General features: G+C 42.2%; 33 protein-coding genes. 2 read left to right on the top strand and 31 right to left on the bottom strand.

Annotated elements, in window-relative coordinates; all coding sequences use genetic code 11:
* Positions 1 to 43 precede the first annotated feature (43 nt).
* The 11 genes from ACU1JV_RS15420 to ACU1JV_RS15370 form a co-directional block, all read right to left on the bottom strand.
* Entirely contained in the window at positions 44 to 352 is a 309-nt protein-coding gene (locus ACU1JV_RS15420) for a DUF2500 family protein (RefSeq protein WP_413986262.1), read from the bottom strand.
* 241 nt (positions 353 to 593) lie between these two features.
* A complete protein-coding gene (locus ACU1JV_RS15415; RefSeq protein ID WP_413986263.1) occupies positions 594 to 1,181 on the bottom strand; it encodes a hypothetical protein in 588 nt (195 codons plus the stop codon).
* A 176-nt stretch (positions 1,182 to 1,357) separates the two neighbouring features.
* Positions 1,358 to 2,236, bottom strand: a complete 879-nt coding sequence (locus tag ACU1JV_RS15410) for a hypothetical protein (RefSeq protein ID WP_413986264.1) — start codon at positions 2,234 to 2,236, stop codon at positions 1,358 to 1,360.
* Positions 2,237 to 2,309: 73 nt separating this feature from the next.
* Positions 2,310 to 2,468 carry a hypothetical protein gene (locus ACU1JV_RS15405; protein ID WP_413986265.1) on the bottom strand — a complete coding sequence of 53 codons (159 nt, stop codon included), beginning with the start codon at positions 2,466 to 2,468 and terminating at the stop codon, positions 2,310 to 2,312.
* A 161-nt stretch (positions 2,469 to 2,629) separates the two neighbouring features.
* Complete coding sequence (locus ACU1JV_RS15400) at positions 2,630 to 3,184, bottom strand: phage holin, LLH family (protein ID WP_413986266.1); 555 nt, start codon at positions 3,182 to 3,184, stop codon at positions 2,630 to 2,632.
* Positions 3,185 to 3,186: 2 nt separating this feature from the next.
* Positions 3,187 to 4,137 (bottom strand): GH25 family lysozyme, encoded by a 951-nt coding sequence (locus ACU1JV_RS15395; protein WP_413986267.1) that lies wholly within the window; start codon positions 4,135 to 4,137, stop codon positions 3,187 to 3,189.
* Positions 4,115 to 4,570: a phage holin family protein gene (locus tag ACU1JV_RS15390; RefSeq protein WP_413986268.1), complete on the bottom strand. Its 456-nt coding sequence runs from the start codon at positions 4,568 to 4,570 to the stop codon at positions 4,115 to 4,117. Before ACU1JV_RS15390 ends, ACU1JV_RS15395 begins: the two co-directional genes overlap by 23 nt.
* 23 nt (positions 4,571 to 4,593) lie before the next feature.
* The gene (locus ACU1JV_RS15385) at positions 4,594 to 4,809 is read right to left on the bottom strand and encodes a hypothetical protein (protein ID WP_413986269.1); all 216 of its coding nucleotides are present in this window, start codon (positions 4,807 to 4,809) and stop codon (positions 4,594 to 4,596) included.
* Positions 4,810 to 4,866: 57 nt separating this feature from the next.
* A complete protein-coding gene (locus tag ACU1JV_RS15380) occupies positions 4,867 to 5,088 on the bottom strand; it encodes a hypothetical protein (RefSeq protein WP_413986270.1) in 222 nt (73 codons plus the stop codon).
* Positions 5,069 to 5,221, bottom strand: a complete 153-nt coding sequence (locus tag ACU1JV_RS15375; RefSeq protein ID WP_413986271.1) for a hypothetical protein — start codon at positions 5,219 to 5,221, stop codon at positions 5,069 to 5,071. Before ACU1JV_RS15375 ends, ACU1JV_RS15380 begins: the two co-directional genes overlap by 20 nt.
* Positions 5,222 to 5,250: 29 nt before the next feature.
* Entirely contained in the window at positions 5,251 to 6,057 is an 807-nt protein-coding gene (locus tag ACU1JV_RS15370) for a BRO family protein (RefSeq protein WP_413986272.1), read from the bottom strand.
* A gap of 1,016 nt (positions 6,058 to 7,073) precedes the next feature.
* Here ACU1JV_RS15370 and ACU1JV_RS15365 point away from each other — a divergent pair.
* Entirely contained in the window at positions 7,074 to 7,367 is a 294-nt protein-coding gene (locus ACU1JV_RS15365; protein ID WP_413986273.1) for a hypothetical protein, read from the top strand.
* Between the two features lie 202 nt (positions 7,368 to 7,569).
* Entirely contained in the window at positions 7,570 to 8,025 is a 456-nt protein-coding gene (locus tag ACU1JV_RS15360) for an AraC family transcriptional regulator (protein ID WP_413986274.1), read from the top strand.
* A gap of 138 nt (positions 8,026 to 8,163) precedes the next feature.
* Here the strand turns inward: ACU1JV_RS15360 and ACU1JV_RS15355 are convergent, their stop codons facing one another.
* From ACU1JV_RS15355 to ACU1JV_RS15260, 20 genes are all read right to left on the bottom strand, one after another.
* On the bottom strand, positions 8,164 to 8,760 hold the full coding sequence (locus ACU1JV_RS15355; RefSeq protein WP_413986275.1) for a 2,' 3'-cyclic nucleotide 2'-phosphodiesterase: 597 nt from the start codon (positions 8,758 to 8,760) through the stop codon (positions 8,164 to 8,166).
* 64 nt (positions 8,761 to 8,824) lie between these two features.
* Complete coding sequence (locus tag ACU1JV_RS15350; protein WP_413986276.1) at positions 8,825 to 10,969, bottom strand: phage tail protein; 2,145 nt, start codon at positions 10,967 to 10,969, stop codon at positions 8,825 to 8,827.
* Between the two features lie 8 nt (positions 10,970 to 10,977).
* Positions 10,978 to 11,607: a phage distal tail protein gene (locus ACU1JV_RS15345; protein WP_413986277.1), complete on the bottom strand. Its 630-nt coding sequence runs from the start codon at positions 11,605 to 11,607 to the stop codon at positions 10,978 to 10,980.
* 32 nt (positions 11,608 to 11,639) lie between these two features.
* Positions 11,640 to 11,780 carry an XkdX family protein gene (locus tag ACU1JV_RS15340; protein ID WP_413986278.1) on the bottom strand — a complete coding sequence of 47 codons (141 nt, stop codon included), beginning with the start codon at positions 11,778 to 11,780 and terminating at the stop codon, positions 11,640 to 11,642.
* Positions 11,777 to 12,226, bottom strand: coding sequence for a hypothetical protein (locus ACU1JV_RS15335; RefSeq protein WP_413986279.1), 450 nt, complete (start codon positions 12,224 to 12,226; stop codon positions 11,777 to 11,779). Before ACU1JV_RS15335 ends, ACU1JV_RS15340 begins: the two co-directional genes overlap by 4 nt.
* A gap of 16 nt (positions 12,227 to 12,242) precedes the next feature.
* Positions 12,243 to 14,489, bottom strand: a complete 2,247-nt coding sequence (locus ACU1JV_RS15330; RefSeq protein ID WP_413986280.1) for a hypothetical protein — start codon at positions 14,487 to 14,489, stop codon at positions 12,243 to 12,245.
* A 9-nt stretch (positions 14,490 to 14,498) separates the two neighbouring features.
* A complete protein-coding gene (locus ACU1JV_RS15325) occupies positions 14,499 to 14,909 on the bottom strand; it encodes a phage tail fiber protein (protein WP_413986281.1) in 411 nt (136 codons plus the stop codon).
* Positions 14,910 to 14,921: 12 nt separating this feature from the next.
* Entirely contained in the window at positions 14,922 to 15,476 is a 555-nt protein-coding gene (locus tag ACU1JV_RS15320; protein ID WP_190296933.1) for a phage tail domain-containing protein, read from the bottom strand.
* Positions 15,476 to 20,143: a phage tail tape measure protein gene (locus tag ACU1JV_RS15315; RefSeq protein ID WP_446724602.1), complete on the bottom strand. Its 4,668-nt coding sequence runs from the start codon at positions 20,141 to 20,143 to the stop codon at positions 15,476 to 15,478. The genes ACU1JV_RS15320 and ACU1JV_RS15315 overlap by 1 nt, the downstream gene beginning before the upstream one ends.
* Positions 20,144 to 20,161: 18 nt before the next feature.
* Positions 20,162 to 20,890 carry a hypothetical protein gene (locus ACU1JV_RS15310; protein WP_446724601.1) on the bottom strand — a complete coding sequence of 243 codons (729 nt, stop codon included), beginning with the start codon at positions 20,888 to 20,890 and terminating at the stop codon, positions 20,162 to 20,164.
* 89 nt (positions 20,891 to 20,979) lie between these two features.
* Complete coding sequence (locus tag ACU1JV_RS15305) at positions 20,980 to 21,123, bottom strand: hypothetical protein (protein WP_167518779.1); 144 nt, start codon at positions 21,121 to 21,123, stop codon at positions 20,980 to 20,982.
* A 142-nt stretch (positions 21,124 to 21,265) separates the two neighbouring features.
* Entirely contained in the window at positions 21,266 to 21,604 is a 339-nt protein-coding gene (locus tag ACU1JV_RS15300) for a hypothetical protein (RefSeq protein ID WP_413986283.1), read from the bottom strand.
* Positions 21,605 to 21,672: 68 nt separating this feature from the next.
* Positions 21,673 to 22,461, bottom strand: a complete 789-nt coding sequence (locus ACU1JV_RS15295) for a hypothetical protein (protein WP_413986284.1) — start codon at positions 22,459 to 22,461, stop codon at positions 21,673 to 21,675.
* 41 nt (positions 22,462 to 22,502) lie between these two features.
* Positions 22,503 to 22,949: a hypothetical protein gene (locus ACU1JV_RS15290; protein WP_413986285.1), complete on the bottom strand. Its 447-nt coding sequence runs from the start codon at positions 22,947 to 22,949 to the stop codon at positions 22,503 to 22,505.
* A gap of 11 nt (positions 22,950 to 22,960) precedes the next feature.
* Positions 22,961 to 23,395 (bottom strand): hypothetical protein, encoded by a 435-nt coding sequence (locus tag ACU1JV_RS15285; RefSeq protein WP_413986286.1) that lies wholly within the window; start codon positions 23,393 to 23,395, stop codon positions 22,961 to 22,963.
* Positions 23,392 to 23,970, bottom strand: a complete 579-nt coding sequence (locus tag ACU1JV_RS15280) for a hypothetical protein (protein ID WP_434954368.1) — start codon at positions 23,968 to 23,970, stop codon at positions 23,392 to 23,394. Before ACU1JV_RS15280 ends, ACU1JV_RS15285 begins: the two co-directional genes overlap by 4 nt.
* Positions 23,967 to 24,542 (bottom strand): hypothetical protein, encoded by a 576-nt coding sequence (locus tag ACU1JV_RS15275; protein WP_413986288.1) that lies wholly within the window; start codon positions 24,540 to 24,542, stop codon positions 23,967 to 23,969. The genes ACU1JV_RS15280 and ACU1JV_RS15275 overlap by 4 nt, the downstream gene beginning before the upstream one ends.
* Positions 24,542 to 24,979 carry a hypothetical protein gene (locus ACU1JV_RS15270; protein WP_413986289.1) on the bottom strand — a complete coding sequence of 146 codons (438 nt, stop codon included), beginning with the start codon at positions 24,977 to 24,979 and terminating at the stop codon, positions 24,542 to 24,544. Before ACU1JV_RS15270 ends, ACU1JV_RS15275 begins: the two co-directional genes overlap by 1 nt.
* The gene (locus ACU1JV_RS15265) at positions 24,969 to 25,358 is read right to left on the bottom strand and encodes a hypothetical protein (RefSeq protein WP_434954367.1); all 390 of its coding nucleotides are present in this window, start codon (positions 25,356 to 25,358) and stop codon (positions 24,969 to 24,971) included. Before ACU1JV_RS15265 ends, ACU1JV_RS15270 begins: the two co-directional genes overlap by 11 nt.
* Before the next feature lie 17 nt (positions 25,359 to 25,375).
* The gene (locus ACU1JV_RS15260) at positions 25,376 to 26,389 is read right to left on the bottom strand and encodes a major capsid protein (RefSeq protein ID WP_413986291.1); all 1,014 of its coding nucleotides are present in this window, start codon (positions 26,387 to 26,389) and stop codon (positions 25,376 to 25,378) included.
* Positions 26,390 to 26,400: the final 11 nt, after the last annotated feature.

The raw sequence follows: 26,400 nt of genomic DNA, 5'->3' as shown, positions 1-26,400 counted from the left end.
AAGTCTATACCGCTTGGTTGATTCTGTAAATATCCTGATGACCTTACGCTACTAAGCGTTCTACCCAGTCCCAAGTACCTTGACTTGTTACTTTTATTTTATCTCCTACAACAAAAAGACCGTATTTATCTTCCCTAACTATAATTTCTTTTCGCTCATTGTTTTCAAACTCGCAGGTTATGTAGAATGTTTTTGAAGACGATCCTTCGGTCCAATCTACCCGTTTATCAACCACCTCACCTATACGTTCTATTTTCGGTTGTTTACGATTATTGCTTGCAATCCGAGAACCGCCTATCATTGCTGAAAGAATAAGTCCCACGACTACAAGTAAAAAAATCCAAAAGCCCATCTATAATCCTCCTAAGTATTCATTGGTTGGTAATTATGATATCGGCTTTTCAACTGTTTATTTTGATATCCAATGAAAATCAATAGAAAAACACCCCACCAGCGTATGCCAGCAGGGTATCACCGATTCTTTCGGATTGCACAACGGTGCTTCAGTATGCTTGTTATCAGTACAAATAATGGTTCTGGGTAACTCTGCAGATACTAGTGTAATACACCTTGATAACCCCCAATGTCCCCGTTTACTTAAAAACAGCCTCTATTTTTTTTATCAATTTATTCATAATTGTCGTGATCAACTCTGAACTATACCCAAGCACGAAAACAATAACATTCTTATTAGCCATGTCAAACGGCTTATCTGTATTAATGAATAGTACGCTAATAAATACAAAGGCTATAATAACGGCTAATATAAGTTTATTGCTTATTTCATTTATATCTTTAAAAATGGAGGTAATAATAAATAAAATAGCTCCAGATACACTAACTGACAAATAAATCATAAAGGTCTTGAACATCGTAAAAAAATCATTACCAGAAGCCCAGATAAAAGTGAAGGCAAATAACAATATAATCAAGTAAAACTTACTGAATAAATCTGTAGTTTCTAGTTCGGGAGAAGAACTAAATTTAACCTTCAATCTACTCAACTCTATATTTAAAAGGAATAAACTTTTAGAATCTTCTTCTTTTACGTTAGAAAGCTTCTTATATACCCTTTCACATTCCTTTAAAAATTTTAATCGACTACGAATATCGCACGTTTCAAGAATCTCTTTTATCGTAGCATCTAGTTTATCTTCTAGAATTTCTTTAGTATATTTCAATTCATCACCTACATATATATTTACTTATATTTCCTATGCACGATTATTACAGGACTAAGTGAAATAGTCAATACGAACCATTTCAAATTACCTACTAAAAATAAAAACACCCCGCTAGCTTAAGCCAGCAGGGTGCCGCCGATATTTTAAACATTCTTCTGAGCAAACATTCAAAACTAAAATTCAACCAATACTTTAAATTGGCTTAGCTCATTTCTTCTAGCATAAAGTTGAGAACTTATATAACTGATCGCCGTAATAGGATGTGCATGTAAATCAATATCATTGACCTTAAATCTCTTATAACCATTTTTTGTGACTTTATGTTGTTTTCCTACACTATCCCAATAAAAAAGTTCCTCGATATCTTTTGTTGGTATTTCAAGCAAAGTTTTAGCGTATGGTGATTTTCTTAAATCTCCTTCTCCATTTCTCCCAGGCGCCTTTAAGGTGACTTCATGTGTGTTACTTTCATCCTCATTCCATGCTTTTGTCCAAGCAGCATTTAACTTGTCATCCTTAAAAATAATTGTATCATTCCTAAGCAATCGTGCGTTATCTCCAATGCGAACTCTTAACATACTCACTCTATTCTCATTAAAAAGGTCTACCAATTCGTCTTGGTTGTATTCCTTTTCGGTAGGGATAGGATTCATTTGTTGGAAATAAACCGCTATAAACGCCTCATTCAAAATTCTCATTAGACGATTCCTGGTAATATCTTTATCTAAATTTGATGGTGAATATTCTCTTAATTGCAATAAAAGAAACTTCTCTTTCAGATCAAAGGAAAAGAAAGTATGGATTGCTGGCGTATCATCAGGTGGATATAATTGTTTTTCTTCATTAAACGAATCAGTGAGAGGGGAATGCTCCTGGCTTAAACTAGCGGTTATTATTGAGTTATCCATTGTTATATCTTGAGTAATACAATAGTATAATTCTCTTTCTTCCTGTTGAATAGGATATGTACGAAGAAATTCAAAAAATTCCCTTTCTTTTGAAACCAGGTTATCAGGCGTTGCAATTTGATATACGACAAAATCCATTGACATACAAAAAACCCACCTTCTAGTTATGATTTAGGAAAATAATACCATAAGATGGGTCTTTTTTCATAGTATTTTTTTAACAAATTGAGACATTTTCTGCATCAGTCCAAAAACATTCTCCTTCGTCCGTTGTTAATCGGACGTTCGATCCTTTTATTGCTACAATTTGAGCTGTTTGGCCTACAAATTTTTCTTCGGAAGCATAGTTGATTTCAACCCAGTCATTAACTGCCATATCGATATCTCCTTTAGAATAAAGTGTATAGGACTTATTCTCCACGGCTTGTTCAACTCCTTCTTTATTTTGATATTTATTTATACTTAAACACAATTATTCCACTTCATAACAAATATAACCCCCTGCTAGGTCTTATGGCAGGGGATTACTCCATTCGTTTACTCTACTGCTATTCCCGTTACATCCGCCTGTGGTGCTGGAGCAGTATCTTGATGAATTTCAGGCGTCGCGCTTGCCACGGTATCAGCTCCAGTAGCTTGAGAAAGAATAGCCGTGACTTGTGCAGCTAAAGAAGAGACTGCTTCCTTAGCAGCCGCTTGAGTAGCTTCTTCGTTAGGTTGTAATTCAGTAGCCAGTACCGCTTTCGTTTTAGCCTTATACTCCAGATATGCCTTCTCAATCGCGGATTTTAGCTCTACTTGGGATACTACAATACCTTGACTGGAGAGAGTGAGTGAAGCATACTGTAAAGCCTCCTGAAGCTTACGTTCTCCACCAGCTTCTTTAAATACTGTTTGAGCAAGTGCAAAAGCCTCTCCAGCAATTTTATGAATCACTTCACGTTGCGCTGCCGTTGTACGCGCTTCTAGCCACACGTTAACCTTAGTCTTGAGTTTGTTCAGACCTCCTAAAACAAATGCTGTAAGCACACCTGCAGCGGCTGTGACAATGGTATTTACGTAAGGTTGTACAGTTTCGATAATTGTTTGCATGATTATTTATCCCCTTTCGTTTTCAGACCAGCAATTCTATTTTTAGAATCCCAAGACACTACAGCACCGTATGCCTCCGCAACGGGTCTGAGCTGGACGTATGCCACTCCTTCGACCAGTTGGACAGATTGCAGCTTGACTCCATTTAAATAAGCGACCTTGAGACTGGTGTCCCAATGACACGTTAGACCCAACGCATTCGCAAGCACACGTAGCGGAACATACGTCCTGCCACTAAAGAGCAGCGTCTTCCCTACCTGTTTGCCATTTACGACGAACGTACCGGACGTGACTGTCTCCGGCTGCTCAGGGCGCTTTGTGAAACGTTCACGCAGCTCGTCCGGCGTACCATCATACTCATTCATATCCACGTTCCCTTTTATCCCAGCTACCTTGCCACTGTCGCTGTATTGCCAAATATCCCAACGTTTCCATGTCACTGTGTCGCTTGGGACGCGAGTGTCACTGTATCGGGCTATCCATAATGGATAACCGCCCAATGAGGCGTTAAAATTAGCTGCGAATGCATTGCCTGTATAGATAATGGGCTTGCGTCCTGTAAGTCGCTCCAGCTCAAGCAAGAAGGCCAACGCTACAGCACTAATAAGTGTTTTGGACAAGTTGCGAGGATTGTTTTCATAGTCCATTACAGGCGGAAAGTCCAATGATTTCCCACCACCTACCTGTTTCAACACCTCAGCAAAATGCCGCGCTTCCGCTTTGGCTGTCTCAACGCTGATTGCGTCTACAAAGTGGTATGCTCCCAACAATACCCCGGCTGCTCTGGCTCCTTTAGCATTCGTGGTGAATGTTGGATCAACATATCGTTGTCCCTGGCTGGCCTTGATGAAGGCAAATGAAATACCATCTGCCTTAACCGCCTTCCAATCAATCTTTCCTTGATAACGGGATACGTCAATCCCTTGAGCATTACGGCTGTTTCGTTGTTGCATCCTCTTTCTCTCCTTCCTGATTACCACTTTTACTTTTCAACACTTCTACGGCCTGTCGGATCACAGGCGGGATAGGAGCGCCGAGTCTACCGCCATTCTCCAAAATGGACAAAAGCTCATTTGCCATATAAAAATAGGCGACCGCATCCCGGAATAGGTGCGAATCGCCTAAGACTCCATCAATCAGATGGGATACTGCTACCATTGCAAAGATAAATACCTTTCGAGCGATACCGATAAGACCAATCTTGCTTTTTAAGCCGGGTCCGGTTCCCTTCTTACCTTCTGCGCCAGCGGCAAATAATCCAGTCACATAATCAATAATGACCAGAGCAAGTAACACCCCCAATACTCCCGACCACCCACCGTAAAAGTACGTCACAGCACTACTTCCTAAAGCTGCGCTGAACTTAAAAACCTCCCACTTATCCAACCTTCTTTCCCCCGTCTCTCCGTTCAGGAAACTTTTCCTGAGCTATCATTGTCTGTTTTCTTATCTTCTTGCGCCTGTATCTCTGCTAATGCATTTCCTACAGCTATATCCAAGCCTTTAAGTATTTCTTTCCGACGTACTGGTTGTGAAGCAATGACAGCAGAAATAACCTCAGTTAATTCTTCAACTGGTCTGGTTAGATCCAATTGAATATCCAACGTAGACTTGATCTTTGCCACGGTTTTTTCACCTCCTTCAAGCGCAAAAAAGACACCTCATTAAAAAGTGTCTTGCCGTTATTGTTTTGCTATGGAAATACCTTCTGGCGGGATAACACCGCTATTGAACCAAACTGCATATTCTGAGCCTACAATACACATAGTGAACTGCGTCTCAGATATATGCTTCGAAAATTTATGTTTTTCGATTTCAAAAGAAAAAGTAGTGGTTCCAAGTTCCAAAGCTATTGCAGCTTCAGCACCATCTCCATCATAAAAATCAGGAACGATTTTTTTCATCAACCATTCCCATCAGCGGATCGGCTTGTCCCTCAATTTGAAACTCCAAACTACAGGTCGATCCGAACTGATTGATGATTTCAAACAAGCGCACAAGTTCCTTTGGGTTAGACTCAATCATTTTATCTGACATTAAGATCATCGCCTCTCTTGTGAGTTTTATTATCTTGCGTTTAATTCATACAGTTCCTCAGCAAGCTCTTTCACATCATTCTCATATAGTTTTGCCGCGATTTCATAAAGCTCTGGAATCTTTCCCATCACCTTGTCGATGTAGTCAATTTTGTTCTTCAACTTTGGCTTGTTGTTCTCGTTATAACAATCCAACCGAGCGGATAAGTTGGTGTGATATTTCATTTCAAACTGTTTGTACAGTTCGCGCCAGCGCTCTTGATACTTTTTGCCTCCTCTACGAACAACTCTATTCAAGATTTGTCGTTTAGCAGCAAGGTCGATATCATCAACCAACCCGACAATGACCGTCTCTTTATATTCAATTTCTTCACGCTGGGATTTGATTACTTCGTTTTGTTGTCTTACTACAGTTAACGTCTGTTTGAACATAGCTCTGGTTTGCTCATCTACAAAAGGAAGATAGGTTTCGATAAATGCATTTTCGTTTGCTACATATCCTCCGGTTTTTCTAATAGAAGGCAGGATTTCGTCCGCTACCTTAGCCTGAAACGCCTCAGCTACTTCATTTCTTGCCTTCATCGCCAAGCGGTAAAAGATGTTCTCGGGAATGTAATCTCCTTTCCCAGCTTGTTGGGAAGAATCAGCATCCCCACAAGTGGGGATGAACCCGAATTCCCACAAGTGTTTATTTACTCTCTCCCATCGTACAACTTCATTTCCACTCGCAGCTCTTTGAGTAAAACCCAACCCGCGAGAAACATCTTCTAAATTCAATTGCGCCATGCCGTTTCCATCAATAAATCCTCTTACTCCGTGAATTGTAAGTATATCCATTACTGATCTCACCTTTCTTTGCACGCAAAATAAACCCCTGAGTTATCAGAGGCTTTCATACTTATATCTTAAATTGGTTCTAGTGCTATAACGCTGCGGATTTTAAAGAAAAATATAGCTCAGTAAAAATAAAGTTGTAGACAGACCATACGTCTTTAAGCTAACAGAAAGTAAGGTTCCAATTATGGTAATATGGGGATAATTGAATCTTCTGTTCGAGTTAGGAGCGAGTTACCTATGGATCTACTCATAATTATTTTAGTGATCGGTTTTATAATCGTAGTAAGTTATCTCAGGGCAATTCATATTTCTCTTCAACGAATTATAGAATATATGCGTAAAGAAAATGACTAGCTATTTTCAAATATGCCCTAGTGTGGGTGAAACTAACGAGTTACGTTAGTTGAACGAATCCTAGAGCAGTGAGCAATCAGCAGGTGTTTCAGGGTTTGTTCAACTAAAAGACAGTCTGCTTGCGAATACCTCAAATATGGAATGTTCTAAAGGAAGGAAATACTATGACATCGTATAAGTTTAGACCCTATCATAGTTTAATAGGGTTCTGTTTATTTATTTTTACGATATTGGTTAATATCGCTTTTAGGTTAGCAACAGATCCGGGATCAAAGACCCTTTTATCAACTTTTAGCGCAATTTTTTTAGTCTTCACCTTACTGTGGGGCGGTAATGGGATTACTGAATTAATTTCATTAATCAATGATAAAAATAGGATGAAAACTGACTATAAAAATGAGCAAATTGGCAGAGAACAATATCGTAGGGGAATAATAGCTTTTAAAGTATGTATCTTTGTAAATGTAAGTTATCTTGTTACTGTTACATTTCAACTTTGGTATGTTATCAGTAATTGGGACATGTTAAATATATAAATTCATAAAAGCTCTCATCGGAATGCAGTAATTTTAAGCTATCTTAAAACGATAGTTAAACCAACATAGAGATGCTTATTGCATCCGTGTTGGCTTAATCAACGACATATGGAGGTTAATTAGGCAATGGATAACTGGAATGATGAAAATACTTGGGAACAGAGTGAGATTCATATCGACCAACTGACAGGCGAGATTGATCAGATTCTACACAAAATAATTAACGAGCTAGGTATAGCATACGGTATCATTAGGGAATTTAGTTATGCTCCTGAGGAGCCACCGACCTGGACTATTAGTATTGAGGACTCTAAAACCGTACTCACCTTGGACATCTTATTCCAATATATGAGCCAGCATAGAAACATCAGGGATGCGTTGACTCATTTTATGCATGATCACTTTCCGTACTTTACTTAACCAGAGTATAAACGGCGAAGGCTTTTCAACTAACGGGACATGATTGTTGAATACCATACATTGTTGAGCAGGCGCTATAAGTCTGCTCTTTATGGTATTAGGCGCTAATTTGACTATTTTTAAAATTGAGTTGTTTATCATTTTAAAGCATTATAAGATGGTTTCAGACATCGATGTACTTTAAAAAGAAAGAGAAGAAAATATGAAGGCTGAAATTGAAAAAATATCGTCTTGTAGAATTGCATACATGAGACAGATTGGTCCTTATGGAATTGCAAATTCACAACTAATGGAGAAATTTAAATGTTGGGTTAAATCGAATGAATTATTCAATAATACGTCTATTATCCTCGGTATTGCTCAAGATAATCCTGCATTTGTAAAACCGGAAAATTGTCGCTACGATGCGTGTTTGGTTGTTCCAGATGATTACTGTGTTAATGCTGATGAAGTAAGTCTGAGCAACATTAATGGAGGAAGATACGCTGTTTTTAAGATAAATCATACAGCAGAAGCTGTTCAAAAGGCTTGGGTTGAAATATTCCTGGAGTTGGAAATTCAAAGGTTTAGCTTAGATGAAACCAGACCTATCTTGGAGCGATATACAGTTGAACTTATTAATAATCATTATTGCGAAATTTGCGTTCCGATTCAATAGACGTATTAAGACATGGTTTGTTCTATTATTAAAGGCAGTCTACTACTAATTCCATTATATAAGAGTAAAAGCCCTCCATTTAAGAGGGCTTTTGTGTATACAGTATATAGTTTGTTTATTACGTGGTTGGTACGGATTTTATTTAAGTTCCGTTATAGCCTTATTTATTTCTTCTAGTTCAGTCTTATATTTAGCAATAGCGCTCTCAATACTGTCTAATTCCTTCTTTGTTTTAGCCAGATTCGATTCTCTAATAGCTAATGTTGAAGAACTTACTGATGTTTTCGACAATTTATCAGCAATCTCAAGTTCATGATTTAGTTTTTCTTTACTGCTTTCAGATTCTGAAATATATTTTTCTAAATCAGATTTCCTTTGTTCCAACTTCACTATGCTCCAACCCGCATACTGTTCTTCTTTTTTTATCAACCCATCAGTTTCTGACAAAGAAGTTGTTTTTGTATCAGTAGATGAATCTGTACTTATTTGAATTGTTTTTCCGTCCAATTTTAGATTCGCCCCTAATGAGTCGGTTACAGCTCGTAAAGGTACATGTGCCTTTCCGTCTACCACAATGGCACTTTCGGAAAGAGAATTCCCATTTACCTTGACTGAATATTCCCCCGCTACCTTTTCTCCGACTAAAGATTTGATTTGATCAGCAAATGCGCTGCTAGCCGTAGCAACAACCGCGCCGATTAATACACCACTAAGTAAATAAGACCATTTCTTCATGAACCGCGCCTCCTACATAGTATATATGTCCTAATATTACCATCGGTAGGAGGTGCAGTAAACATTATGTTGTCGAACTAGTACCAGCAGGAATTTTAACAGTTGCAACTGTCCTTGTTCGACTAAACAGTTTCAAATTTCTTGATGATGGATCAAATGTAGCGTTCACAATCACATCATCGTACATATCACCTCTCAATGTAGCAGTATCGTTCCTCAATTCTCTAATTGTATCCCCAAGATTTTCAATATTTTCAACTCCAAGCTTAAGCCCGCTTACAGTAGCGTCAGTAAAATTAATCTCATTCTGAAAATAAACCATATCATCAGTAGACTTAATATATACCCCGCCCATATTGCCTACATGAAATCCGTCTGAGTCTCCAAAAATACTCCCTCTCGGCGAACCATTGTCCATAAATAGTAAGGCCGCTCCATTGGCGTATTGACCTAAAGAAATAGCCTCACCGCCAGATGAATTATAAGCGGTCAATCCATTAGAGTTTATTTCAATCCTGCGGCCTTCTTTAGCCGTTCTAAACAAAGTTCCTGTAATAATACCGCCCTCTATTTCATTTCCGATCAGTTTGCTGCCTCGTATTGTGCTTGCATTAACTGTACTTGCTCGTATGTCTGAAGCATTCATTTCTGAGTTGTCGATCTGGCCTGTAAGCTTGATTGATCTAGCTACTACATTGCCCTGCATGTCTACTCTGAACGGTGCAATAGTATAATCGTCGTTTCCTGCACTGATACCGTTGGTATTGATTTTGGTTACATTATTACCGCTGCCAATAACCAAAGAAACGAAGCTACCAAGTTGTCCAATAATCTGTTCTGCCAATACTCCTCGAGCAGTTATAGCAGCACGGATCGTTTTCCATCCATCCGTTGATATGCCTATCCCTTTTGAGGTCAGACGTACTTGTTCTAATGGATTTGTCTTTTCTTGAGCCAAGATTCCGCCTTCTGGTGGATAAATCAATTCCGTTTTACTGTTATTGATATCAATGACAGCTTGTTTGGCATAAGACTCAAAAACCTCTGTCCGAATCTTTCCATTGCTGAATGAGTTGTTAACAATGTTCTTGCTTCTCTCCAAGTCACTGATAATATCAGCATAGTCACGTAAATTGACATTGGATATCGTAGGCTCACTGTGTTTGTCACGGCTATACGGATACTCTGTAAGTTCTGTAATTCGGGCTTTGAGTTTGTTCATATCCATAGCCGGGTCAATGCACATTACATTGTCGCCCAAAGCTGGTTTAGGTTCAGTATTGTCTATTTTGAACAGGTCCGCCGTCGATACCGTTACCTCCAGCGTCACGTTTTCCTGTTCAGCAAGCGCCTTACGTGTAGCCTTTAGCAAGTCCTCAGGTTCCTCTATGTCCTGTTCAATGATTTCCCCATCGTAAAAAGGAACCGACTCGCTGGCCCAATATTGAGCATAAGGTGAAATTAAATAGTTAACAGCCAGCTTCCCGTTTACGACCGTTCCCGGAACACCGGATAGTAAACTCCGTTCCTCATCGGTCAGCTTGGATGCATCCATTCCGATAAAAGTCCGTCCGTCCTTCATCTGAGCGAACATCCTGGTCACTAAGGACTCGCCTTTATCTTTAAAGGAACTAGATACGATATTCTTTTTAAGCCGATACTGTAATCCGTTGTCAGTCCCGATCTTTTTTCTTAGGTTAATTGTGAAATTGTCTGGCTCGACTTCACACTCATACATCTGAATGATCTTATTTAGCACTTCAAGACAAGTGCCACGTCCGAAGTCTTTTACATCATGCAAATCGAACGTGTCGTGAATAACAAACTTAAACCGTCCGCCTGTAGCTGCCGTAATTAGATCCGTGAGTTGATTAATATGGATACCATAGGCTTCTGCAATGTAAGACGCATACGGGAACTTGTAATCGTTTAACTTGAACATGACGTGATTGCAATAGATATTCGCCGTCAGCTTTCGGCCTTCCCTTGACCGGCTCCGAGACTGAATTACATAAAATTGACCACGCTCATCCCGAACGTGGCCCTTGATTGCTATCTTTTCACGGTAATCCTCACTGGTCATTGGAACCATAAAGGTTAATTCATAATCACTATTAATGCGCCGCCGCCGCTGAATATCATAGCTATCAACCAGCGTCCCAACACGTCTCATGTTTTTATCGAATACTTGCATGCTCGGATTCGCCATAAGTCACCTCAATACAAAAATTTATCTCTATACGTAATACGATACAAAACCGTCCTGCCTGTTTCGGGGTCCGTCCAGGTCAGATTATTGTTCCCAAGATTCAAGTCGAAAAAGTCTCCGTTATATAGATGGGAAACATTCTGACCATTTCTCGTTATTTTGAATTTTCCTGAGTCAATGACAATTACCTCTCCTGGTCTGAACACATCTGTAAACTCAATGTAGTCAGTATGGAATTTTGACAGTTCCGCCGATATCCTTCCTTCCCCAGACATGGGTACTGCTTGCATCAGAATTTCTCGAACGTATTCTGCGTTAGTTATACGTCCCTCGCCAGACATAGGAACGGCTTCCAAAGCATACTCACGGACAAAATCAGCCTGCGCCTGACCTTCACCGGACAGATTAGCTGCTGCTGTCATGTCCAAAGCAAACTCCAAAATGTATTCTGTTACTGTACCGGGTTCATCCACATTAAACGACATAAGATTGAACGCACTGTCGCTCTCAGATCCATCCGTCTCCAGCTTCCGCGAATACATTTGCCCGGAACCAGAAAGAGATGCAGAAAGGTCAATAATGTTCCCTTCTACATCTCCTGTATTAAAACCAAGGCTATTAAATCCACCATTAAACATAGCGTCCTCCTAACTTGCCAAGGAAACTTTTCCTACGCAAAGTCCAAGCCTGTTATGGTCTTATATTCTTCCGGTGTTATTTCTCCAAATGGGTTAGCCTCCGTTTTGACTGCACCCTTCAATTTCTCTGCCGTTACCCAGTTCCACTTAAAAGCAAGAGTCCAAAATGTCATGATTGATTAGCCCCTTTCAAATTGATTAGTTCCAATTTTGTAGCTGCCAGTTCAGCACCCATGCTGGCTAAAAGTTGGGTTTGCTGTATGGCCTGAATCTTCATCTCCGCAAGCTGCTGGCCCACAACCTCCGATGCATCCTGTCCTTGATCCGTAGGTTTGGTCAGCTCCGCTATCTCTTCGACTGTAAGACCTTCTTCCCATAGCAAAGTTTCCAAGTTAAAGCGAAACGCCTTACCCTCTGTCACGTATGCACCAAAACCTTCTGGAAAAGGAACACCAACAATATACCCCGATATAACTGGCTCTCGCTCCTCGATCTCGTCCCCATCAGATATAGTCGTCTCTGGTTGTTCATAAAAAGGAACGACACCCCAAAAGGCATCGTCCACCAACTTGTCCTCCAGATAGAGGCCGTCTGTATTTACTTTGGCTACTGCTTTCATGTACACTTTTCCTCCTTTAATCCGTGGTGAACTCCAAGTAAATATTTACCTCGTTGTTACTTCCTCCTGACACGATTAATTTACCGTCTGCATTAATTAACACAGAAGCGAAAACATCCGAAGTCCCGTAAGAATGTACAGGCCGTATCTGACCTGCAAGCGGCCTGTATCCTTCTGGTAGAGTCATAAACGGTTGACCTATAGCCCCACTTTTAATTCGGGCTTTGAGTTGTACAGTGGTATCTATTTTTCGATAACCCAACGCACCCATACTCACCCAGCCATTAAATAATATTGACGGACTAATCCAAGCAGGACTATCCTTCTCAGCCTTTTTATTCTCCAGCACACTCACCCGTGACGTATTCTGCTGTACGTTGTCTACCAAGTCCAGCAGCAGTGTTTTTTCGTTGGCTGCGTAGGAACCCGTAAACGGTACAACAGGCGAAGTTATAAAGGCTAGGTACGAGACGGTATAAGCGGCGTTAGCATCATAGGCTGTATCCGGCAACTGTGCCAGCGCACCCGCTGGAGTTGTATTGTTAGGGTACAACGTCCAGTTGTCACGCTGCGAGTTTCGGTAGATGCCTATAAATCTGTCAACCTTGTAGTTTAGTAATGATGCTTGGTACTGTCCAGGACTACCGTTGTTGATGTTCCAGCGCTTCGTGTCTGCCTCTTGGTACAGTTTGGCCTTCTCCCGCAACACTAGCCCCGTACCTACTTCGACCTGATTGTCACCCTCGGTAAAGGTTAGCTGCCCCTCAGAAACGATAGGCTCCACGGTAGGCGTTGCGAGCTGATATACAAGTTGGTACGGCGTGTACCCTGCATAAGACTGCGGCGGTGTTGATTGAGTAAAGTTAGGAGCGCCTACACGTTGCACCCAATACTTAGTACCCGTACCACTCCATGTGGCGGTAGTCATGGATTGAGCATTTGCAGGAGTGATGGTGTTAGCATCGTACGCTTTGTAGCCAAAGAAGTATGCTTTGATGTCGTCCTGATTCGGCTGGTATCCGTCTGCCCATCCACTGTCTGCAACTGGGATAGTGATGTATAGCCTTTTTGTCGGATTCCCTTGATCTTCAAAGACATAGCTGTCGCCCCCTGACACAGCAATATCGCCCACTAACAATTTACCATCGTATTTTACGATACGTCCCATGTCAGTCATTCGACCGTTATTGTATGTTCCTTCGGCAACGTTATCTACACCGCTTAAAACAACACGTTTGTACCCAACTGAGGTTGCAGTATAGGACCAAGACAGCGACCCATCAAGCGCCTGACCTTGCCATTTCTTGGACTTGAAATACTGCCCATCGCGCTCGAACACCGTATCAGCGTTCGCACCTGTAACTGGATCGGCATACAGGTCTGTTTGCAAGGCAAGCATGGAATCCTCACGTGGCTTGAATGGCTTGGCGGTGTTGCCGATATTGAGCATAGAATTTGATAGAGTTACGTCGGAAGAATCGGTTCCCAACAAACGAACCTCCACGAACTTAACGCCAGTGGGTATTGTAAATGTGGCTGTTATGAGTCCACTCCCAGACTTATCTGCAAGAGCAGCCGCCCCTTGCGAGTTATAAACAAAAATCCTACCTATAGCACTGCCTGATTGTACAGACAATGTGTAAGTTTGACCAGGCACCACAGGAACAATAGCTTGTATAATTTTATTGACTGAAGATACAACAATTGAGTAAGCCTCAGTTATGATTGGGGTTCCTTCCTTATTAGACCATTCATAGAAGCTCGGCAACAAGTTCTCTCCATAGCGAATTACATAAGGGTTACGGACACCGAACACGCCTTTTTGACCGTCGTAGTCGATTACCGTTTTACCTGTTAGTCCAGCTAAATTAAATACAGCCTGTTTGTCTGTTTTTACGATTTGGACACCTGGTTGTAATGTAATGGGTTTGCGAGATTCCGAACTTGCTTCCTCATGCAAAGCCTGGATATTGTTTATAGCTGCTCTCCAGTCCGCTGCCGTGAAATTACGGGCGATTCGTGTACCAGCAGGCCACGCACGGGCAACACCTTCAAAACCGCGTACACAGCCTTTCAACACGTTATCTTCCACACTTGTATACGTAATCGTCTCTGCTGCATCTCCATTGCCCAAAACAGCAATACCCTCGCCCTGTAAAAGCACAGCGGCGTTGGCGACTGTAATTTCGGTTTGTGTATCGGTTATCAATTCGGTAAGTTCCGTTTTTGGAGAATTTACAACAGGAGGATACATTTTTTCCATACTTTACACCTACCCTTCATCCACTTTAATTTGACCTGCCAAGAAGCGCAGCGTATCATTCGTCTGCACTGTGCGCGGTGTTTTGACTGCACCGTGATATACAAGATTGCCCCCGGTTGCCGCTGTGCGGATGCCGATATGAGTTACCAGACCCCAATCGGCTGAGGCAATGGGAAACGACACATCTGCCGTACTGGATGTAACCGCCCTTCGATCGGCGATAACGGGTTCGGAAAAAGTCACAGCACGGCGCGTATAGCCTCCTCCGCTTACCTCTTGCCCTGTATCCGCATCTGTTGGACTGCTGGTGTACAAGGCAATGTATAGCGACTGAGGGGATGAAAAGTTAACTCCGCGTAAGGCTGCATTAATACAGGCTGTTTTCCACCAATTCGACTTACTTAGTAATATATCTGCCAATATAAAGACCTCCTATTCCACTTGGTACTCATTCGCAATACGAAAATTCCGTATGTCGTTGTTTCCTATGTTGGTAAGAACTATTACAGGACTCGCTCGTTCATCCCCTGTAGAAGTAACTGACACTGTTTGTGGAGACTGTGTGATAATTACCTCTTTAATGTTCTCCTCCGACTCTGGAAACGGATGCTCCCCCATCTTAATCGGGATAGTTAGTTCTCCATCCCAAAGTATCTTTTCAATATCCAACGTGCCAGCATATCGACCGATGTATCTCCTTCCCGGCAGGTCGGAAAATGTGAATACGATATCCCCTTTTTTGGCATTAAAAAGAGCCGCCACTTGGGCGACTCTCCTATGGTAATCAAGGGTTGTATCATCAGCCATTAGGACGCATTCGAGATTGATTGTCCGCGCTCCGTAAGTACTGCCAAAGTCCAATTCCCCATCTCTCTCGGCAATTTCAAGAGAATGATCCTTAGTTGGCGGCAGCACAGGTATATTGTGAGTTTTAAGCCCTAATCCAATGGATTTAAAGGACTTTCCATCTGCCGTAGCGTCGATCATTAAGACTTACCTCCCCTCGCTTGCAACCTCCGAACAAAGTTGTCCCGTTCGCTCCAGAACACCTTTGCTGCGGATTCGTCTTCAATATAAGTATCGCCTGATTTTATTACGAACTGATTGCTAATTTGCTGCGGATTTGATCCACCCGAAGCCATTGGCATAGAAAAGTCAGGCATAGAAAAATTAAGTTTTGGCATCTTAAAATTGATAATCTTCCACAAGTTGCTTTGTTGTTGACCATTCAAATACATTTCCCCTTCTTTGGCAATGACGGGAACCTCAGCTCCCTTTTCTCCCTGGACGATCCCTCCAGAATGGAATTTTTGAAGCTTTCCTGTGTCCTTCTTGATACCATACTTATTACGCAGGGCAGCATTTTCCTCATGTAACTTGGTTTTCTCGGCGGTGCCTGCCGAGTACCATTTATCGATATTGGAATTATATCGCGCCAAGTCACTGTCCTTTTCAGAGATTGAGGAACCTGTATCCAGGGAAGCGGACAACGAGGTTGCATTAATCTCCGCCATCTTCATCTGATAGTCAGCAATAAACTGATCTAACTGGCGCAAAATCTCCGCGTTCTTCTCAGATTCTTTGCTAATTTGCGTGTTTTTCAAGTCTTCGGCTTTGGATTCAACTCCGTCTGAATACTCATCATATTTCTCAGCAAGCTGATCATAATGCCGCTTAGCTGCTTCAATCTGGTCATTGTAATCCTTTTCCCGCTCAGTCTTCTCGTCTTGAAGCTTCTTCTTCTGATCCTCCAAGCCACGCTTAGCAAGCGTCCGGTTATGTTCCCGTTGCATATCTTCAATATCTTTTTCAGTCTGTTTCCGTTCGGCAATACCTTCGGGACCGACAGCGGACTGTAGCAAGGCAAGGCGTGCTTGTTTTTCAGCCATAGCACGATCATAGTCCTCGTCTTCATTAGCTGTCTGCATCTTGGCTAGTAAGTCGTCTATGGCCTTAATTTTAGCGTCCTGGGCCTCAATAAAAGCATCACGTTCCGCCTCAATACGCTTTACTTCCTCATCCCGAGTCTTTTCAAGTGCTTCCTTTTCCTTCTTGGCAGTTTCAGAAGCAGCCTTCTTCTGGTCCTCCAATAGTTGCTTCTTCAAATCATGGACCTGTACATCAATTTCCATCCGCTGTTCTGATCCTTCTTTATAAAGAGTCTGCATTTTTGTCCATAAATTGAGTTGATCGGAAACAGATACAGCTTCCATACTCTTTTGGTAATTGATTCGTTTTTGGAAGTCGGACAGGAACTCATCTTCCAGAGCTTTACGTTTCTCATAAATCTTCTGCTGCAACTCAAAACTTTGTTCGGCGGTACGATCTTTTGCCTTACTCATACGCATATAAGCATCGTATTCCATTTTCAGAATAGCAATTTTACTCTGCCCCGCCATTTCCATTTTGGAAGTCTCTTTATCAATCCACTTCTCACTGTTTTGATAGCGAAGCTCATTGTACTTGACGGTTAAATCATAGATTTGTTTGGCAATCTCTCTACGGTTAGCAGGAAGCAGATAATTTTTATTTTGCTCCTTCTTGTAAAAATCTAGGCTGGTTTTAACCATCTCAATTTCCTGTTTATTAGCCTGCCGCATACGCTCGGTTCTTCGCTCAAGATTCTCCACGTCTTCCTGAAATCTTGAATCATTCAGTTTCTGAACATCGCGGCTCCATTGCTTCATTGCATCCTTATCTTCCGATAGGTACTGCTTATGTCGTTGAGCCAGTCGTTTGTATCCTGCAATCTGCTGGTTTATAGACCATTCATTTCGTTCTGCGATGTACTTAAAGTTATCAAGATCATTGTCATAACTATCTTTTCGTGCCGCAGATGCATCCTTAGCTGCTTTTTCAGCTGCACGTTCCGCATCGCTCTTGCCTCTTTTGCCCCCACCCCCCTTCGCTTTTTTTGAACTAGAAGAACTCACACCAAATTTAGGATCATTATATAGCTTGGTTAAAGCATTAATCTGAGTGTCGTACTGCTTCATATCTTTCTCGTATCCACTATATATTTCGCCTATATCTTTTTTGCTTTGCTCCATGTTTTTCTTATCTTGGTTTAACTGGTTCTGAAAAGGAGCATTTAGGAAAGATTTCACTCCGGTCATGTTGTTAAGTTCTTTTTGTTTATTAAAAACTTCTAATGAACTTTGAGCCATAACTCCATTCAATCTAGCTTTTAACTCAGCAAGACTTTTAATCGCTCCAGCCTCTTTAATATAAACTGCAATACGATCATCAGACTCAAGTTTTGTACTTAAACTGGAAGCTTTTTCTGACTTTAAATCATCTATAGCCTTTTGTATTTTAGCTTTACGAACAACTTCGAGTGCATTCTTTTCAAAAGCCCATCCCTCAGATGTTTTGTAAATCTCCGAAGCTAATTGAGGGTATTTGAGAATTAATTCTGCCGCAGCTTCTGCGTTCATGGACTGTTTATTGGCAAGATCATTTAAAACAGTGTTCATCTCAGAGATAGCCTTGCCATTACCCTGAATCTGCTCTCTTAAATCGGCAAGGGCTTCCTCCTGTGATTTAACACTTTCAGTTGCTGTTCCAGCTTTCCCAGCAAATTGGTCAGTTTCAATAGTTGCTTGGCTTAAAGCTACTCCTACTTCTGTTACAGATAAAGTGAGCTTGTTATTTTCTTGTTCTAACGTTTTGATTTTTTCTTCTAACTTCGCTGCATCTTCCTTAAACTCGCCTGTCCCTAAAAAATTCCCAATTGGATTAGCGATAATCTTCTTTACTCGTTCCAGTTCTTTTGTAGCTTCTGTGATTTCATTTATTTTTTGCTTTTGCTGGTCGAGTAGTTGCGATTGTTGATCTTTCAATACATTTTTTCGAGCTTCATTCTGCTTCTCGATGAGTTTGTTCAAAGCAGCAACTTGCACCTGTACAGCTTCATCGGTATAACCAGCAGCTTCAAGTTGCTTGGCCCCTTCTTTTCCAAGAGTAATAACCAGCGCCTTAGAAATCTCTTCAAGCTGTTTTTTTACCTGTGTTTCCTTCTCTGCTGAAATGCTTCCCGCTTTCATTGATTGTTCAAGTGAGCGATGAGCATTTGCCAGTTTAGGCAACAATTCAATCTGTCTTTGATATTGGCTAACCATTTGCTGCGATGCCGAGTCCTCATCCTTTAAGTTTTGAATCCGATCCCTCGCAGCTTTTTCTTCTTTACCACTATTCATCGCTACAAGCGCTATTGCACCAACAAGTAAACTTAATCCTGCTGTAGCGGCTGCTGTTGTCACAGTCGCTGTGGCTTGGGCGACAGACAATGATTTCGTAGCAACTGTAGCTCCCTCGGTTGCCACCGTTAAAGCTCCTTGTGCTACTGTAGCTCCTTCTGTAGCAGCTACCCTTTGAACTGTTGAAAGAGTTGCTCCTTGTGAGGAAACGATATTAACATTATTAGCTACCGTATTAGCGCCAATAGCGGCAGTTTCCGCGGCCTTTGTAGCCGTTAATACTTTTACAGCAGCAATTACATTCATGATCGGGCCGCTCAGAGCTTTATATGCAAGCAGTAGCCCACCAATAGCCGCGGTTCCCTCAAATACACCAGGAGGCACTTTTGTTAGTCCAATAAGTAGTTGGTCAATTGCATCCAATACATCCTTGATTGTTCTTCTCAAGCCATCGTCGCCTGCATTATTAAATATCTCAAGCAAAGAAGCTTTGGTCTGAGCTGCTTTACGCTGAATGGTATCCATCTGAACTTTCAAGTACTCCATTGTTGATCCGGTGGAACCGATAGACGCTGCTGTACCCAGCAAGATATCCCCTGCGTTTAAGGAAGCAGCCAATTTAGCGTACTGGTAAACACCGCGGGAAATATCCGCGTAGGATTTCGTAAGGTCATAGTTTTTGTCGATTACTTTGGTCGATAACTCTAACAGAATATCTTCTGCCCTTTTCCACTGCTCTGTACCATTTACAACTTCTTTTGTTTGAACTCCTAATCTCTCAATCTCTGCAACGGCTTTATCTGTACGGATCGTACCCAAGACTGTTTTCCACATGTTACCCAGGTTTTCCCCACTCAGCGCCGTGTTACGTATACCTGCTGAAATCAAGCCATTCATAAAGTCAAATGAAACGCCAGTTTCCGCCGCTATCTTACCTGTTCGTTCAAAGGCAGCTCCCAAGTCTCTAGCCGGGGCTATCGTGTCATGAGCAACCTTGGACCAAGAATCCAGTACGCGTCCACCAAGCACCATAGCGTCATTGCTGTCCTTGATTTGTACACCGTACTGAGCAAAGGTAGACTCCATAGATTTCGTCGCATCTTCTAAGGATACAAGGTCAACGGTACTGAGCATTGTTGACTTGCGTACCATCTCCTGAACAACGCCTGCATCCTTATACATCCGGCCCCACAGACGTGCTGATTCGGTAACATCCATGATTTCTGAACCAAGATCATGAGCCGTCCGGATAAACTTGGTTGTCTCGTCGTGCAACTTCTCAGTGTTCATCACCATTTCCTTAGTACCCTCGTTGTATTCAAGGAAATAATGCTCATTCGTCTGCACGTAGCCTGCCATATTAGATTCAATACCGACTATACCCTCTCTTAAGGCTTCCTGTACCTTATGCATAGCTGCATATGCCGTGTGGAATACAGTGGCATGGGTAGCCATATCCCCAAGCTTGCCTATCTAACTTGGCGTAATGTTAAAGGTTTGCTTCATCTGCGTTTCGGTTTGACTTAATGAACGCCTGATTTTCTGTTCTTCCTGAAGGACTTTCTCTCGTACTTGTGCCTCCTTCTGCTCCCTGGTCCGTAAAGCATTAATCCAGAACTTCTCATAATCTTGAGCGTTCTTCCTTGCTTGCTGTGCTTCCTTATCCGCCATTTGCTGTAACTTCATACGAATAGCCTGTTCTTGCATAAGGACACGTTCACGCGTCTTATCATCCGTTCCTGCCCCTGAAACTTTAGCAGCTCTCTGTCCGGTTGATGTCGCCTTATTTTGGAGGGCTTCCATCCGTTTTAGATGCTCTCGTTCCTGCTGCTCAATTGCATCCTCACGCTTTTTTACAATGGCCTGCTGTGCTCTAAGCTTCTCGTCGGTTATCTTATTAGCCTGCTCCAATTGATTCTTCCGAGCAGTATTTAATTCTGCCTGTGCAGTGCGTTGCTTAACAAGAGCTTCGGATTCAGCAAGGATCTTCTTTCTTCTTTCCTCCGCTGATAGAGCAAACTTATCCGCGCTACTGGCGAGAGACTTATAGTTCTTTTCGCTTGTACCTAATTCAGCATTCAGTATTTTAAACGATTCTGCATTGGCTCTTGCTCCATTGTCGATAACCTTGAATGCCGGAAGTATCTTGCTGGTATCCAGATTTATTCGTGCACCTACTACATCTTTACTTAAATCTGCCACTACGCTCACCTCTCATAGGGTTCAGGAAACTTTTCCTGCCCTGAATACAGAAAAAGAGGCATCCTGCATGATTGCGGATGCCTCTTAATTTACTTGGCGAAGAAACCAAGATCAGATAACGTCTTAACCTTCTTCGGTTTTTTGTTCTCCACATTGCCACCGTGAAGAATGATTTCAAATTCCCGATTTCTATTCTTAGCCTTCATCAACGCTCTGATTTTCGGAATAGTCATATTAGGCCATTCCGAATCAGATATGCCGTTGCTAATACATAAAGCCCAAAGTTCTAACCAGTCTGTCTCATGGTCATTATCAACAGAATCAGATTCATCCGATTCTTCCTCATCATCCTCTTCCTGGTCTGGAGGAAACGACTCAGAATAGAAATCGGTCTAACAGGTTGTCCAATTCTGCAATACCGTCCTGGTCAATCTGTTCGTACTCTTTTTCCGTTATTTCCTCAACCAGAACAAGGTTAAATGCCTTTTTGTACGTTTCCTCTACTTTAGGCCAGTCAACTGCTTCCCGATCCTCGGTAGCCTCCCATTTTTTCCGGCCTATCGAAAAAGAAAACTTGTGTACTACACCGTCCATTTCCTCACGCACCTGCCGGATCAGCGCGATGGTCCCGATCTTAACATGCTTTTTGATTCCTTCAGCCAATCTTATTTCCGTTCCGATATTAAGCGTTTTATCCAATTGTTTGTCTGTCATTTAAATTTCCCCCTCAATGTATGTAACCCCCTACCTAACTCGGTAGAGGGTCAGTGTTAGTGATTAGATTAAATACCGAAAATGATTTCTACAGCGTATCCGTTAGGATTTTCCGGCGTGATATCTGGCTCCATGATTTCCAATGATAGTGTGTTACTTGTAGGTTTTTTACGCTCTTGAGACACATCCAACGTACCTCCGCCAAGCGCTTTCCAGATGGTAAGCTGACAAGGTACTTCCTTGCCATCCCGATCATCTACCAACGAGAAGCGATGAACCAGTTTGAATGGTTTAGGACGTCTCTTTCCGCTCAGCATACTTCGAGTAGAGTTTTCTTTTTTCCACTTGAATGTGACAACTATTTGCTTATTATCATTGGCTGTATCCGATGTAATTTTACCTTCTGCAGTGATAATATACTGCTCTGCTGTTGGAGTAGCTGCAGCACGAGTCAGTTCTGTCAATTTGCCAGTATCCTTATCTTTCAAATACACCTTATCGCTGGCAGCAACTAATGTACCTCCGAATTTGGCAGGAGCTTTTAATGTATATCCATTGGTCGCATCCAAGAATCCTTGTTCAGTCTCGTCAAAGTTCACCGTACCTTTTTCCGATTCGGCTCCCTGACTCAATTCAGCCAAAATGTCTGAATAACGTGGGATTTCAATGCTGGCTTTGTCCGCCAAATCTTGTGCAGTGTAGTGGAATGCGTATCCGCTGTCACCGCCCATAACCTTCTGCCAGTCGAACTGGAGTTGTAACGTCACCTTTGTGATTTTATCATCTAAAAATTTGAGCTTTCCGCCAGTCTCGTACACTTGCACGGTACCGACTCCATCAAATACTAACGGCTCCATATTTCATCCTCCTCATAGTGAACAAAAAAGAACTGATCAGATTATTTGACCAGTTCCCATAAACGCTTATCAATCTCTGCAATTCGTCCGTACTCTTTAGTGAGCTTGTAGCCCTCTTTCGGATTCCAGACACCCATAATACCTAATCCTTTAGCAACCGTGATTTTTTCAGCAATCAGCGTATCCCATTCGGTAGGTTCTGGTTTAGAAGGATTAGGTTGAGTCCAGTTCAACTCTGCTTCATAAGTTGTACCAGCAAGAGTAACTATATTAAACTTGTACTTCTTGGTTGCATTTGTTTCCCTAAACCAAAGAGTCTCTTGGTCATCTGGTTCAATTTTAACCCCATCTTTTTCAATACTGGACACATTTGTCTTAGCCAAGGAAACTCGCTTTTGCGCTGAATCCAGCAACTCATATTCAATGTGGTTAACACCATTGTGATCGCCGGATCTTCCCGTTGCTTTCCATACTGCTACTTCTGCCATTTTAATTCACCTCAATTCATTCTAAGATAATCCACATCATAAATAGCCTTGTAACCTTTAGCTCCTTGTATGCCAGTAGCAAAGTCTGCATCATAGGTCAGAACACACAGATATGAAGCGAAGCCCTGAGCGGTCAGTCGTCTGTCATGTAGTAGTTTGAATGAACGTTCAAACAGCAGCTTCGCTTCATAGGCTGTTTTACCATAGAAATCAATGCAGAACTTACCCTCGAACACCAGCGGATTAGTGGCGTATCGTCCCGGCATGACATATTGGCATATATGTGGAACTGTATCCTTGGTTACGGTTATCTCAGGCTCCATACCTTTCGTAAATCGTTTCACGACCTCGGCGGATGGTGACGAAGGAGTGAGCTTCAACATGGTCATAAACTCCGAATCTGCTTTTAAAGCACTCTGAACAGCATCAATAAGTTGCAGGCTCACTCCCGTACCTCCTTGAAGTATCTGTGATACGGAAACTCAGTTATGACACGGCTAATGCCGTCCAAAATACGTTTCCGGTTAGACTGGATTGCAATACGCAGGAAGTAGGTTGGCGGTGTAGCTTTGAATGACGCATCAATATCGCCTCGCTCCGCAAGCTCCTCCAAGTCCACTCCAGCATAGCCCCCGCCTGATTCCTTCATGGTGCCGTCAATTGATCGGTACTTTCCACGGGAACGACCTACAATAATACGATCACCTTTGGACCTCAGTCGGTTCCATGCTTCACTATTCATGTAGGTTATTAAACCGGGATTTTGGCTGCTGTCTGCCATCTTGGAGCCTTTACCGAATTGTTCAAGCCACGCCTGCCAGTAATCAGCGGTGATGTCGCCTGAAATCATTTGATTAGCCAAAACAAACATATGCACCTCCAAATGATCCCGTACTGCTGGATAATACCGAATAGCGCTTTTAGCTGTCAGCATGACCAGTTTCGTTAGTCCGGTAATTTCAACAGCAAGCTTATTCTCCAGATCCTTTGCAGCTTTCATTGAATCGTACCCTGTAATCATCGGCGGTCCTCTGAAAGCTGGACATGCAGCAGATTAGGATACTTCTTCCTATCAACTGCATCTACCTGGTATGTCTTCTCGCCCATAACGATTCGGTCAGGAATAGCAGTAGTTGTCTCCTCTGGCCTCTTTACATCAACAGTCGTTTGCATCTGCAAAACAAATACGGTACTCGGTAGTAATCCCGGTTCCTGCTGCTGAAGTTGCGCTGTAACATACTGTGCAAAGCAAACAACATCAGCAGCAACCGATGTAAATTCAGCATCGCCCACCGGATTATCGTTTGCATCATAAGCTTGCTGGTATCTCTGAACCTCGATTAAAGCGTTCGTTTTAATCAGAGAGCAGTACTTGTCCTTCTCAGTTGTTGTACGTAGAGTCTGTACCAAATACGACGATTCGTTCTGAACTATATCTCCCGGCTTTACAGATGATTTCGAAGAAAACAAACCATTGTACATATACTCTTTTCCGATAACCGTTGTGGCTTTCGTTTCCCTAGACAATATAACGACATCGGGCTCACCATTGACAGTACAAGGTGAATGCCTATGAGCGAAGTCTTTAAACATTAGTGACGCCGCCTTTCTCTCGCCCGGGTCGGCCCAGCTACACCGAATACCGGAACATCTGTCCCTTGCTGTACTGTTGATATGGACTCGATAAACTCATAGGCTTCATCAACAAGCTGAACAGCGTACTTTTTCCAATCAACAACCTGATTTTCAAAAGAGAAGTCAAAGTCCTTTTTAGACTTCTTGATTCTCGCTGTCATGGAAGGGGCCAGTATGGCAGCAACCATACAAACGGCTGCTGCATACACATAAGTTTGATCATCACCAGTTAACTCAGCATAATCAGGAACGGCTTTTACAATCCTCGATTCTCCAATGGGCAAAACAGAAAGAGCGTCTATGTCAGCATCGGATATTACATCCTCACCAACGCCTAGACGCCCTCTAATCTCCTCGTGATATGTTTCTGTAGTGAGTATCTTATTAGTTGCCATCTGCTGCACCGCCTGCAGCACTGATAGCCTGTTTCAATTCTTCAATACTCATTTTGGTGTATCCGGGTATTTTCAATTCCTTAGCTGAGGCTTTCAGTTCTTTCAACTCACCATCGGACTGAAGAATATCAATTTGCTCAAGTAATTCTGCTTCTCGCGCTTTGGACTGTTCTAATTCGGCCTGAAGTTGCAACTCCCGTTCTGAAGGAGAACCATCAAGAGCCCCATTACCATCTACAATTTCCGCAAGCAATTGTCCGGTTGCCGCATTACGAATTTCTTTCTTTGCGATATCTACAAGACCGTCAGGGGCATCTGTTACGATGTCCCCGGCATTGTATTGTCCAACAGCATCAACCAATACTTTTACAGTTGTCATAAATTGAGTTCTCCCCCTTACGCCACTGTAGCGAAGATATGCCAGTTGACGTATTTCAGCCGCGGCAGCACAGTCGCACCATTGATGACTTGCCATTGATCAGGGTCACCTTGAATCAGTTTGGTGAGAGCAAATTTCCCAGTATGGCCTGTAAAAATATCCTCATAGTTATTTGGACTTGTAACAAGATCCATAATGGAGCCTGTCATGCCTTGACCGATGATAATTACGGCATTGTCAGGAATAAACGGGTAGAACGTCCCGGTATCATCAATGTAGCCACCATCGTAAACTTCATACTGAAGCCCGCTCAAATTTTGGCTGACAATTTCAGAAAGTGAGCCATCAGTTACAACATCCTTGCCATATGTGTATCTAATCAATTCGCGAATTTTCTCATTTTGCTTCATGTAGCTGTCTACCTTTTTATTGGCGAGAATCTTAACTCCTCTCGCACCACTTCCCCGGAATAGAAGGAGCCACTCATCCAAGTTTTTCAGCGGATCAGCGGTTGCCGTATTGCTCCAGAGCACATCTGCCGTTGGCTTGTTAGTGGCAGGGACGCCGTAATCAATCGTTCTGGCAGGTTTGTTTGCTGTTGCTGGAACGATAAGGTTGCCGGTCAGGGACTGCCAACGCATCCACTCAAAACGTGTCTCAAGCCGCATATTCAAGTTGACCAGTTGATCTACCATATACTCCTCTGACCACTGTTGCTGCAAGTTATTACCTGGCTTTCTCAAAGTGGCAATCTTTTCACGATCAATAATGGACTTTTCTCTCCATTCCTGGTTCGTGAAGTTCATATGTTTCACCACAGGAGACGTATGAATTGGTGAAGGATCATTCAGCCCAGTAGCAGGTGTCATCCCCGTGTCGTCATAAGTAACGTCATATTCGATGGTGAGTCCAAGTTCAGGTTTGAAGTCAACGCCATTTGTCAGTAGTTGAGCCCCGCGAAAACTGTTAATATCCGTCCGAATGTTCTGAACGACTTCCGTAAGGAAATATGGATCAAGTACGTTTGCCATGTGTGTATTAT

This window comes from Paenibacillus sp. T2-29, from assembly GCF_052921365.1.
Note: the sequence above shows the minus strand (reverse complement) of the source record. Positions and strands in the feature narration are given on the sequence as shown.